Raw genomic sequence first — 11,899 nt, 5'->3', positions numbered from 1 at the left:
CATTAATCATAGATTCAAGAGAAAAATTTCTTTTACGTCCAAAATTAGAATAATATTTTTGATAAAAAGAAAGTGGGATGAAATCACTAATATCAAAAAAATGATTTAACATAGAAAGTAAATTGTATTGATTTTGATTAAAAAACTTTTCAAAATCAGAAGAAATATTAGAAAAGTTTAATTGTTTAGCTTGAACTGGCATAAGTTTTTCCTCCTTTTTTCATTTTGAGTTATACACATCTAGTTAATGTATATATACCCAAAATGGGGGAAACTTAGCCATTTCTATAAATTTAAATGTAGTATTTATGCGAGTTGTAGAGTTCTGCAACGAGCTAATGTATATTCACATGGGGGGGAAAAGAATGGATTTAATAAAAGATATCATAAAATTAGATAATAGGATTAACTTTTCAAGATTTCAGACGTTTTTAGAATCAGAGGTTTTAGTACCTGATATAAAGGAGGATGTATTTGAAATAATAAAAACAGAAGGGTACATATCATTAAAGAAAGAAGACATAATGGAAGGAAAAATTATACTAAGAGGAGATTTGAATTATAATGTAATCTATATAACTCAAGATAAAAAAATATCAAATTTATATGGGAAATTAGAACTTAATGAAGTAATAGAAAAAGATGATATAACTTCTGATATGAAAAGTATATTAATTGGGGATATAGAACATATAGACTGTAGTATAATTAATGAAAGAAAAATAAAATTAGGATGCTTAGTAAATATAAAAGGAAGTCTGTTTGGAAGAGATAAAATAGATATAGTAAGAGATATTACAGGACTTGATGATATACAAACTCATAGAAAAGAAATACATTATGAAGATATAGTAGGAGTAGAAAAAGGAGAAAGTATAGTTAAAGAAATTATAAGTTTAGGGGAAAATGAAGATATTGAAAGTATAATATCTTTGAATCCTAAAGTAAAACTTAAAGAAACTAGATTATCTGATAATAAAGTTATTTTAGGAGGAGTGGTAGAATTAAATCCTGTTGCATTATCTAGAGAAGGAGATATACTTAAGTTAAAGGATAATAATATAGAATTCACACAATTTATTGAAGTTCCTGGAGTTGTTGAGGGAATGAAAGAAGATGCATATGTAGAATTAATAGATTTTAAATTTGATCTAAAAGAAGATGAAGAAGGAAAATGTAATTTATTGGAAGTTGATTCTACAGTAAAATCAAGAGTCAAAGTTTCAGAAAATATTACTAGAGAAATACTTGAAGATGCTTATTGTCCATACAAGGGTTTAAAGCTTGATGATAAATGTTTAAATTTAAATAAATTAGTAGATTTTAGAGTGGAAGATTTTGTGGTAAGTGAGAGTATTCAAAATGATAGAGAAGATATAGAAATTAAAGAAATATTGAATATTGATACAAAAGTATTTGTAACAGATAACTTTATTATGGAAAATAAAAATACATTAGAAGGAATTATTCATGTAGATATACTATATACTCCAGTAGAAGGGTTAAGACCAGTTTATACAATAACAGAAGAGATTCCATTTAAGTATTCTATAGATTTAAATAACACTAAAGAAAGTATGCAGTCTTATGTAAAGATAGATTTAGAAGAAATAGATTATAATTTACAGAAAAATGAAATAGATATTAAAATTAAATGTAAATCTAATTTTGAAGTAGTAGAAAGTATAGAAAGTAAGTTTATAGTAAATGGTGAACTACAGGGTAATTTAGATTTAAGTTCAAGACCTAGTATAACAATATATATAGCAAAAGAAGGAGAAACTCTTTGGGATGTTGCTAAACGATATAATACAACATTAGAAGAACTAGCTCAGACTAATGAAATTGATAAAGAAGAAAAATTAAAGGAAGGTCAATATTTAATTATAGAGAAAAAAGTAGTTACAGAAATATAATGTAACAAAAAGTCCCATATTATTTGTAATATTGGGACTTTTTGTTTTTTGTAATAACATAATTATAGTATAATATAGTTAGCAGAATAAAAGAGGAGGATACTATGTCATTTTTAAAGTTAAAATGTAGAGCTAAAATAAATTTAGCTATAGATGTATTAGGGAAAAGAAAAGATAATTATCATTTGGTTGAGATGATTATGCAGACTATAGACCTATATGATTATGTAAGTATAGAAGAGATAAATAGTGGAATAGTAATAGAAAGTAATAACCCTTATGTACCACTAGATTCTAAAAATATAGCTTATAAAGCAGTACAACTTATTAAAGATAAATTTAATATAGATAGAGGTATTAAAATAAAAATAGAGAAAAATATTCCTATAGCAGCAGGGCTTGCTGGAGGAAGTACTAATGCAGGAGGAGTACTTATTGGACTTAATAAGCTTTGGGATTTAAAACTTAGTAAAGATGAAATTATGGATTTAGGGCTAAAATTAGGTGCAGATGTACCATTTTGTATAATGGGAGGAGCTGCTCTAGCACAAGGTATAGGAGAAAAATTAACTCCTATAAATGGGTTAGATAATATACATATACTTATATGTAAACCAGATATATCTGTATCAACTGCTTGGGTTTACAATAGCCTTAATATGTCAAAAGTTAATAAAAGACCTAATATAGAATTTTTAATTGGTTGTTTAGAGAAAAAAGATATACATTCTTTAAGTACAAATATGGCAAATGTCCTTGAGTGTGTAACTGAAACAAAGTATACAGAAATAACAGAGATAAAAAGAAAAATGCTAGAATATAAAGCTTTAGGATCTATGATGAGTGGAAGTGGTCCTACGGTTTTTGGAATATTTGATAATTTTAATTATGCTAAATATGCAAAGGAGAAATTAGGAGAATTATATAAACAAACATATTTGATAAAAAGTTATGAAGGAGGAATTGAAGTTGAAGGATAGACTAGAGAAATTAAAGTTAGAAAACTATAAGCCTTTAAGAGAAATAGTATTTGAACATTTAAGAGAGGCTATTTTAAAAGGAAAGTTAGACCCAGGACAAAGGCTTATGGAAGTTCAACTTGCAGAACAGTTAGGTGTAAGTAGAACTCCTGTAAGAGAAGCTATAAGAAAATTAGAGCTTGAAGGATTAGTAATTATGCTTCCTAGAAAAGGGGCATATGTTGCAGATGTATCTCTAAAAGATATAATAGAGGTTTTAGAAATTAGAGGAGCATTAGAAGGACTTGCAGCATCTGTAGCAGCAGAAAGAATGAGTGATGAAGATATAGAAAAGTTAGAGCTTATTTTTTATCAATTCAAAAAAAGTTTAGAAGATGGAGATATAGATATGATGGTTCAAAAGGATATTGAGTTTCATGATCATATATTTAGCTCAACAAATAATCAAAAGCTTATTCAAATAAATAATTCTCTAAGAGAACAGGTATACAGATTTAGAGTTACTTATATATCTGATTATGATACATCTAAAAATTTAGTTAAAGAGCATGAAGATATAATAGAAGCTATATACAAGAGAGACTCAAAGCTTGCCATGGAACGTGCAATGCATCATATAGAAAATGCAGAAAATTTTATAATTGAAAAATCTAGAAGAAAAAAAGAAAGTTAATGTATATAAATTATAATATATAAAGTCCCTAATTATTTTTATTATTAATAATAAAAATAATTAGGGACTTTTATTTTTTTATGTATTGTAAGTATATTTTTGGGAAAAATTATATATGTGAAAATAGTATTTAATTTTATTAGGAGCTGATAAGGTGTACAACTTTTTTTTATTTTTAGCCGTAGGATTATATTTGTTTTTTTGGGATTGCTATATTTTAAAGAAAAAAAATTTAAGGAAAGATTATAAAATAGCTAGAGTAATAGGACTGGTATACGTAACTGTTTCTTTTGGATATGTAATATATTACTCCTTTATGAGGTGAATAAAATGACTGTAATTAAACATGATGAAGGTTTAGATAAAAAACTAGATAAGATAAAAACTGAATTTAAAGATTGTGATGATTTAGTTATAAGAGAAATTGAAGTTGGATTTAATAAAGGTTATAAAATGGCATTGGTTTATATAGATGGGCTTACAGATAAAGCCCTTATAAGCGATTTTGCTCTTAATAACTTAATAGTTAATTCTAGAATGGCAGAGCCTAATGAAATAAAGACAAATATAAAGGATTTAATAAAAGATAAAACTTTAGCAATAACTGAGATTAAAGAAATAGATGATATAGAAGAAGCTATTAAAAATATACTTGTTGGGGAGACAATTCTTTTTATAGATGGGATAAAAGAAGGTATAATGCTTTCTTCAAGAGGTTGGCCTACTCGATCAGTATCAGAACCTCAATCTGAAGTCGTAATAAGAGGTCCTAGAGATGGATTTACAGAGACGTTAAAGATTAATACATCTCTTGTTAGAAGGCGTATACGAGATACAAACTTTAAATTAAAAAATTTATCTTTAGGAAAAAGATCAAAAACAGATGTAGCTCTTTTATATATAGAAGATATAGTCAATAAAGAAGTTTTAGAAGAAGTTAAAAAAAGATTAGATGAAATGGATATAGATGCAATTCAAGAATCTGGAAGTATAGAACAGTTAATAGAGGATAGCTGTTATTCTTTATTTCCTCAAATTCAGTACACTGAAAGACCTGATGTTGTATCCGCGGCACTATATGAAGGAAGAGTTGCGATATTAGTAGATAATACTCCCTTTGCTCTTATAGTTCCAGTTACACTAAATACTTTTTTGCAATCTCCTGATGATTATTATGAAAGGTGGATAATATCTAGTCTTATTAGATTAATAAGAATATTTGCTACTGCTTTTTCTTTGCTTTTACCAGCTTTATATATAGCAATAACATCTTATCACCCTGGTATGCTTCCTACAGAGTTAGCGCTATATCTTGGTGCAACTAGGCAAGGAGTTCCTTTCCCTGCATTTACTGAAGCTTTTATTATGGAGGGAACATTAGAACTTTTAAGAGAAGCTGGTGTTAGGCTTCCAAGAGCTATAGGAGCAACTATTGGTATTGTAGGAGGTTTAGTAATAGGTCAAGCTGCAGTGCAAGCTGGTATTGTCAGTCCTCTTATGGTTATTATAGTTGCTGTAACTGCAATATCCTCATTTGCTACTCCTAGTTACAATATGGCGATAGGATTTAGAATGCTTAGATTTATTTTTATGTTTGCAGCATCTATTCTAGGACTATATGGAATAATATTAGCTTTTTTAGTTATTTTAATTAATTTATCTAATTTAAGAAGTTTTGGAATTCCATATTTATCTCCTTTATCTTCTATAGGAGAAAATTATAAGGATTTAAAAGATACATTAGTCAGAATGCCTATGTCTTCTATGAAATTTAGGCCCAAAATATATACAAATAAAGATTCGAATAGATTAGATGACAAAAGAAAAGAAGTATTTGGGGAGGATGATATTAAAAAATGATTTCTAGTAAAGAAAAAATAACAACATCTCAAGCTATAACATTATTAATTTCTAGTATATTAGGAGTAGGTATTCTTTCTCTTCCGAGAAATTTGGTAGATGAAGTGAGTGGAGCTGTTTTTATTGTTTTAATAATATCTACTATGATATGTATAATATTAGGATATTTTATTTATAAAGTCATATATTATTTTCCTAATAAAACAATTATGCAAATAGGAGAAGAATTATTAACTAAACCAGGTGCATATTTAATAGGTTTTGTATTTTTTATATATTACGTATATAGCATGGGTATGGTAACAAGAATATTTGTTGAAGTCATAAAAATGTATATGCTTAAAAAAACTCCTTCTGAAGTAATAATTATATTAATGTTAATTGTATGTGCATATGGAGCAAGAAAAGGAATAGAAGGAATAGCTAGATTATCTCAAATATTACTTATTCTTATGGGAATTCCCGTTATAGTTATTTTCTTTTTTTCGTTACAAACTGCAGATTTTACCAATTTGATGCCTATTTCTAATGCAAGTATTCCAAAAATATTGCCTTCTATTTTTAATACTGTTTTTGCTTTTTCTGGATTTGAAGCAATGCTTATTATAGGATTTTTTTTAAGGAAACCAAAGGATGCATTTAAAATACAATATATTACATTGATTTTTATAGGGTTAATATATATTTTTTTTGTAGTAATAACTGTTGCTGTATTTGGTCAAGTTGAAACTTCTCATTTAATGTGGCCTACTTTAACTCTTGTTAAAGTAATTGATATTCCAGGAGCTTTTTTGGAAAATTTAGATGCATTAGTTATGGGGGCTTGGACTTTAAATATATTCATGACTATATGCGTATTTTTATATAATGCATCATTAATAATTGCTGACATTTTAAATTGTAAGGAAGCTGGTTACTTCAATTTTCCCATTATACCTATTGTATATGTAATATCACTATGTCCTCAAAATTTAGCTCATGTTTATGATATATTAAATTCTAAATTTTCTCTTGTTATTCAAATTATAGCCATGGCGGTAATTCCTACAATATTATTTATAATTGCAATATCTAATAAGAAGGTGAAAAAAATATGAAAAGAAAAATTCTAGCAATATTTTCTGCTTTTTTTATTATTGCTTTATTATCTGGATGTTGGGATAAAATAGAGATAAATGCAAGAGGATTTGTAATAGGATTAGGAATAGATAAATTATCTGAAAAAGAAAAGAAAAAAGAGTCAGATAGTATAAAAGTATCATTTAAGATACCTAATGTGGCTTTGCTTGGAAATAAGCAATCCCTTACAAAAGAACCTTCATTTTATTGGGAATCAAAAGGAGAAACCTTTGATACGGTATTAAATGAAATACAATCAAGGTCACCTTTTGATTTAGATTTATCTCATAATAAGGTAATAATTTTGGGGGAAGACTTATTAATTAATGAAGATTTGTTTAGAGAAGTTATGGATGGAATAGTAAGGAATAAGGTTTTTTCAAGAAAAATGTTTATATTAGCATCTAAACAAAATGCATCAGATATAATAAAAGTAAAACCAACAGAACAGCCAATAATTGGAGCTTATTATGTAAATATATTGACTTCAGCTGTAAAGAATGGTACTGCTGTAGATAGTACATTAAATAAAGTAATAAGAGATATTCAAGAAAATAAAGTAGCTGTTCTACCTCTTACAAGTATAGTAGAAAATAAGAAAAGAACAGAGATAGAAGGATCTGCTATATTAAAAGATTATAAACTTGTAGGAGAATTAAGTGATGAGGAATCTAGATATTTAAATATGATAACTAAAAAAAATTATAATGTTATGGATATACATGTTAACTATAAAAATGTTCCAGTGGCTTATAATATTACTAGCACATCAAGCAAGTTAAAGGTTAGAGAAAAAGATAATAATTTAGTATTAGAGATATATATAGAAACAGAGGGTGATATAACTCAGCATAAGCTTGCGGTAAAAGGATTAGTAGCAAATGATAAAGGAATTAGAGAAGTTGAAAAGCTAGTAGAGAAGAAAATGGAAGATAATATAAAAAGTTTAATAATAAAGCTTCAAAAAGATTATAATGCAGATGCAATAGGAGTGCATAGTAATATATATAAGTTCAATCCGAAGTTGTATAAAAAAATAAGTGATGACTGGGATCATTATTTTGCTACTATGGAATTGAATATAAAAGTAAACAGTAAAATTAGAAGAATAGGTATAGTTAGGTAAAACTTGGACATAATACATATATGAATTTATAAGGGGGAATATAATATGAAAAAAATAACGGTAATACTAACTATATCTATTTTAATTATTTTATCAGGGGTATTTTATTTACAGGACATATATAAAAACAGAGATGCGTATAAGGAAAAATTAATTAGATTTCATGTTATTGCAAATAGTGATTCAAAGGAAGATCAGGATTTAAAGCTTAAAGTAAGAGATAAAGTAATAGCTTATTTATCTCCGAAGCTTGAAAATTCTAAGAGTATAGAAGAAACAAAAGAAATAATTGAAGCAAATTTAAAAAATATAGAAAATATAGCTTCTACTGAAATTAAAAATAATAACAAGGATTATAAGGTGAGTGCTGATCTTGGATATAGCAATTTTCCAACTAAAAAATATTCAAATATAGTTCTTCCAGCAGGAAAATATAAAGCTGTGAAGGTTATTATAGGAGAGGGAAAAGGTAAAAACTGGTGGTGCGTAATGTTTCCTCCTCTTTGTTTTATAGATATAAACCATGGCATAACAGATAAAAAAACCAAAAAGAACCTAACAAAAGTTCTTACAAAAGAAGAATATAATATGATACTGGTAGACAATAATGAAGTTAAACTTAAATTTAAAATTCTAGAGATTATAGAAAAAATAAAAAACAAGCATACTAAATATTTAGCAAAGAATAAATAAGGAGTGATAAAGAGTGAAAAAGGCATTGGTATTTATGTCAATTTTCTTTATAGTTTCACTTTTAGCAATAACCTTTTATGTAGATGATTATATAGCCTATGGACAAGCAAATATATTTTGGGGATCAAAGGGAGAAGAGGTTAAAGTTGTACAGTCAAAGCTTAAAAGATGGGGTTATTATGATGGTAGAGTAGATGGCATTTATGGATATAGAACTTATCTAGCAATAAGAAAATTTCAAAAAAAGCATAACTTAAAGGTTGATGGGATTGTAGGAGATTCAACTAAAAAAGCTTTAGGAATTCCAATTAAAACTAAGAGAACAGCAATTTCAAGAAATGATGATATATATCTTCTTTCAAAAGCAATAACTGGAGAAGCAAGGGGAGAACCCTATGTTGGACAGGTTGCTGTAGGTGCAGTTATATTAAATAGAACTAAAGATGCTAAATTTCCTCATTCAATTGCTGGGGTTATATATCAACCAGGAGCATTTACAGCAGTTGATGATGGACAAATAAATTTAAATCCAACAGAGACTGCTATAAGAGCAGCAAGAGACGCAATTAATGGATGGGATCCTACAGGAGGAGCTATATATTACTGGAATCCAGCAACAGCAACTAGTAAATGGATTTGGAGGCTAAAGCCAACTTTAAAAATAGGAAAACATTGGTTTGCAAAAGGGACTTATTAGAAAGAAGGGATACTTTGAGTACAAAGAGAAAAATAAATATTTTGATAGGAGTTCTTGTAGTATCTATTCTTTGGGGAGCAACTCAGTATTCTCAAAAAATAGGATATAAAAGACATTTAGATGCACAATATCAAAGGATGTTTTATGAGTTAATGGGAAATGTAGAGACTATACAGTCAGACTTATCAAAAGTAAATGTAAGTACCTCTACAAAACAAAATGTTATAATACTTACAGACATAATGAATCAATCATATTCAGCACAAGAAAAAATGTCTCAACTTCCATTAAATCATAGAGCGTTAGGTAAAACAGAAAAATTTTTAACGCAAGTAGGAGATTATACTGTAACACTTGCAAAAGAGGCATTAGATGATAAAAATCTTAATGAAAAAGAAAGAAAGAAGCTTTATGAACTTCAAAAAAATGCTCAATATTTATCTGAAGAACTTGGTGAATTACAAACAAGTATAGCAAAAGGTAAAGTAGAGTTTTTTGATATAGTAACAAAATCTAATAAAAAGCTTAAAAAAACTAATAAAAGTATAATGGCTACAAGTATGATAAGAATAGAAGAAAGAATGAGTGAAACTCCTGAACTTATATATGATGGACCATTTTCAGAACATATAGGAAATATAAAACCAAGACTTAAAGGGAAAAAGATAGATAAAAATAAAGCAAAAGAAATAGCAATCAACTTCTTAAAAGAAAAAAACATATCAGATTTAACCTATGATGGAAGAGTTAAAAACTCAACAATTCCAGGTTATGTTTTTAAAAATAATAATATATCAATGGTAGTTAGTGAAACTGGTGGTAAAATAGTATGGATGATAGATACAAGAAATGTTAAAGAACCTACTTTAAAAAAAGGAGAAGCTTTAAAAATAGCAAAAGATTTTTTGGATAAAAAAGGATATAAGGACATGGTTCCAACATATTCTTTAAGGTATGATGGAACTACAACTTTTAATTTCTCATATAAGCAAGAAAATGTTACTATTTATCCAGACCTTATTAAAATTAAGGTTGCACTTGATAGTGGAGAAGTAGTAGGTTTTGAATCTCAAGGGTATTTAGTAAGTCATTATAATAGAGAGATAAATACACCTAAAGTTAGTGCTGATGAAGCTAGCAAAAGCATAATAAGAGGTGCAAAAATTTTAAAAAGTAAACTTGCTATAATACCAACAGAAGGTAAAAAAGAAAAGCTTTGTTATGAATTTAGAGTAGAATATGAAAATAGAAATTTCTTAATCTATGTGGATGCAATTACTGGAAAACAACAAAAGATATTTGAGCTTATAAAAAATGAAAATGGAACATTAACTATGTAAAGAAGCTATATGCTTCTTTATTTTTTTGTTAAAATAAAATATAATCAATACAGTAGTTAAGTGCATATAATGATAATTAATATATATTTTGAGAGAAGGTGCTGTTATGAATAAAATTAATGTTGCTTTAATTTTTGGAGGAAAGTCAGGAGAACATGAAGTTTCTTTATCTTCGGCTACTTCTATATACAAGTTTATAGATAAAGAAAAATATAATGTTTTTACCATTGGAATAACAAAAGAAGGCAATTGGCTTTATTATGAAGGTGATGTAGAAAATATAAAAAATGGAACTTGGGAAAAAACAGCAAATAAAAATGTAAACATAAATTTAATACCAACAATAAATAAAAATATAGGAATAGAATTTGAAAATGGAAAATTTGAAAAAATAGATGTATTATTTCCTGCTCTTCATGGACCTTATGGTGAAGATGGTTCTATACAAGGATTATTTGAAATAAGTAATATTCCTTATGTAGGATGTGGTGTTTTATCATCAAGTGTGGGAATGGATAAATTGATTTGTAAAAAAGTATTTGAGCAGGAAAATCTTCCTCAGGTTAAATATACCTATACAACAAAATGGGATTTTAATAAAAATAAAGATAAAGTATTAGAGGAGATTGAAAAAGAAATTTCTTATCCTATATTTATAAAGCCTGCTAATTTAGGGTCAAGTGTTGGAATATCTAAAGCTAAAAATAGAGAAGATCTTATAAATGGAATAAATGAAGCATTAAAATACGACAAAAGAATTGTTTTAGAACAAGGAATAGATGCAAGAGAAGTAGAAGTATCTGTTTTAGGAAATGAAGAAGTATATGCATCTGTACCAGGAGAAATTATTCCGGCAAAAGAATTTTATGATTATGAAGCAAAATATTTAAATGAATCATCAAAACTCTTAATACCTGCAAAAATCGATAATAAAATTATTGATGAAATTAAAAATATGGCAGTAAAAGCCTTTAAAGCAATAGATGGGTCTGGTCTTTCGAGAGTAGATTTCTTTATTGAAAAAAATACAGATAATATATATATAAATGAAATAAATACAATGCCTGGATTTACCAATATAAGCATGTACCCAAAGCTGTGGGAAGCTACAGGGATTTCTTATAGTAATCTTATAGATAAGCTTATACAGTTAGCTATAAAAAGATATACTGATAAATGTATAACTCATTTAGGTAGTTGCAAAATAGAGTGAAAGGTTATCCACAGAAAAATTGAGTTGAAATTACTAAATAGAAAGAGTTATTAACAGTAATATTCAAAAAAAGACGCAGTTAAATAAAGGTTCAGTAAAACCTTTTTAAAAAGGATATAGAGTTTAAAAAAACTTAAGCAATTAAAGATTTAATAGCAAGAGGATTGTGGATATTGTTAGTCTTAAACATTAAAACAAACGCAACTAACTGAGAAATACAAGCCAGTAAAACATCAGCTTTTAAAGAAACAGTATTTCTAACTTTAGATGATTTGATTTGAA

At 27.3% G+C, this 11,899-nt stretch carries 11 protein-coding genes and 1 pseudogene; 11 read left to right on the top strand and 1 reads right to left on the bottom strand.

Annotated elements, in window-relative coordinates; genetic code table 11:
* Positions 1-202: pseudogene (locus BUA77_RS11620) on the bottom strand (ISNCY family transposase); the annotation flags it as partial.
* Positions 203-365: 163 nt separating this feature from the next.
* Between BUA77_RS11620 and BUA77_RS11615 the strand changes: the two are divergent.
* The 11 genes from BUA77_RS11615 (at position 366) to BUA77_RS11570 (ending at position 11,617) form a co-directional block, all read left to right on the top strand.
* Entirely contained in the window at positions 366-1,916 is a 1,551-nt protein-coding gene (locus BUA77_RS11615; protein ID WP_072890400.1) for a DUF3794 and LysM peptidoglycan-binding domain-containing protein, read from the top strand.
* A 104-nt stretch (positions 1,917-2,020) separates the two neighbouring features.
* On the top strand, positions 2,021-2,896 hold the full coding sequence (gene ispE, locus BUA77_RS11610; protein WP_072890396.1) for a 4-(cytidine 5'-diphospho)-2-C-methyl-D-erythritol kinase: 876 nt from the start codon (positions 2,021-2,023) through the stop codon (positions 2,894-2,896).
* The gene (locus tag BUA77_RS11605) at positions 2,868-3,569 is read left to right on the top strand and encodes a GntR family transcriptional regulator (protein ID WP_072890394.1); all 702 of its coding nucleotides are present in this window, start codon (positions 2,868-2,870) and stop codon (positions 3,567-3,569) included. Before ispE ends, BUA77_RS11605 begins: the two co-directional genes overlap by 29 nt.
* Positions 3,570-3,723: 154 nt before the next feature.
* Positions 3,724-3,894 carry a CLC_0170 family protein gene (locus BUA77_RS14830; RefSeq protein ID WP_408645648.1) on the top strand — a complete coding sequence of 57 codons (171 nt, stop codon included), beginning with the start codon at positions 3,724-3,726 and terminating at the stop codon, positions 3,892-3,894.
* Positions 3,895-3,899: 5 nt separating this feature from the next.
* Positions 3,900-5,429, top strand: a complete 1,530-nt coding sequence (locus BUA77_RS11600) for a spore germination protein (RefSeq protein ID WP_072890391.1) — start codon at positions 3,900-3,902, stop codon at positions 5,427-5,429.
* Positions 5,426-6,526, top strand: a complete 1,101-nt coding sequence (locus BUA77_RS11595; protein WP_072890387.1) for a GerAB/ArcD/ProY family transporter — start codon at positions 5,426-5,428, stop codon at positions 6,524-6,526. Before BUA77_RS11600 ends, BUA77_RS11595 begins: the two co-directional genes overlap by 4 nt.
* Positions 6,523-7,674, top strand: coding sequence for a Ger(x)C family spore germination protein (locus BUA77_RS11590; protein WP_072890384.1), 1,152 nt, complete (start codon positions 6,523-6,525; stop codon positions 7,672-7,674). The genes BUA77_RS11595 and BUA77_RS11590 overlap by 4 nt, the downstream gene beginning before the upstream one ends.
* 45 nt (positions 7,675-7,719) lie before the next feature.
* Complete coding sequence (gene spoIIR, locus BUA77_RS11585; protein WP_072890381.1) at positions 7,720-8,367, top strand: stage II sporulation protein R; 648 nt, start codon at positions 7,720-7,722, stop codon at positions 8,365-8,367.
* Positions 8,368-8,380: 13 nt separating this feature from the next.
* Positions 8,381-9,064 (top strand): spore cortex-lytic enzyme, encoded by a 684-nt coding sequence (gene sleB / locus BUA77_RS11580; RefSeq protein WP_330390104.1) that lies wholly within the window; start codon positions 8,381-8,383, stop codon positions 9,062-9,064.
* 14 nt (positions 9,065-9,078) lie between these two features.
* Positions 9,079-10,404 carry a germination protein YpeB gene (ypeB, locus tag BUA77_RS11575; protein WP_072890403.1) on the top strand — a complete coding sequence of 442 codons (1,326 nt, stop codon included), beginning with the start codon at positions 9,079-9,081 and terminating at the stop codon, positions 10,402-10,404.
* Between the two features lie 106 nt (positions 10,405-10,510).
* On the top strand, positions 10,511-11,617 hold the full coding sequence (locus BUA77_RS11570; RefSeq protein ID WP_072890377.1) for a D-alanine--D-alanine ligase: 1,107 nt from the start codon (positions 10,511-10,513) through the stop codon (positions 11,615-11,617).
* The last annotated feature ends 282 nt before the right edge of the window (positions 11,618-11,899 follow it).

This window comes from Tepidibacter formicigenes DSM 15518 (assembly GCF_900142235.1).
Lineage (GTDB): Bacteria > Bacillota > Clostridia > Peptostreptococcales > Peptostreptococcaceae > Tepidibacter > Tepidibacter formicigenes.
Note: the sequence above shows the minus strand (reverse complement) of the source record. Positions and strands in the feature narration are given on the sequence as shown.

Coding starts and splice junctions, on each gene's coding strand:
- BUA77_RS11615 (WP_072890400.1), top strand. CDS start 366: ATGGATTTAATAAAAGATATCATAAAATTAGATAATAGGATTAACTTT.
- ispE (WP_072890396.1), top strand. CDS start 2,021: ATGTCATTTTTAAAGTTAAAATGTAGAGCTAAAATAAATTTAGCTATA.
- BUA77_RS11605 (WP_072890394.1), top strand. CDS start 2,868: ATGAAGGAGGAATTGAAGTTGAAGGATAGACTAGAGAAATTAAAGTTA.
- BUA77_RS11600 (WP_072890391.1), top strand. CDS start 3,900: ATGACTGTAATTAAACATGATGAAGGTTTAGATAAAAAACTAGATAAG.
- BUA77_RS11595 (WP_072890387.1), top strand. CDS start 5,426: ATGATTTCTAGTAAAGAAAAAATAACAACATCTCAAGCTATAACATTA.
- BUA77_RS11590 (WP_072890384.1), top strand. CDS start 6,523: ATGAAAAGAAAAATTCTAGCAATATTTTCTGCTTTTTTTATTATTGCT.
- spoIIR (WP_072890381.1), top strand. CDS start 7,720: ATGAAAAAAATAACGGTAATACTAACTATATCTATTTTAATTATTTTA.
- BUA77_RS11570 (WP_072890377.1), top strand. CDS start 10,511: ATGAATAAAATTAATGTTGCTTTAATTTTTGGAGGAAAGTCAGGAGAA.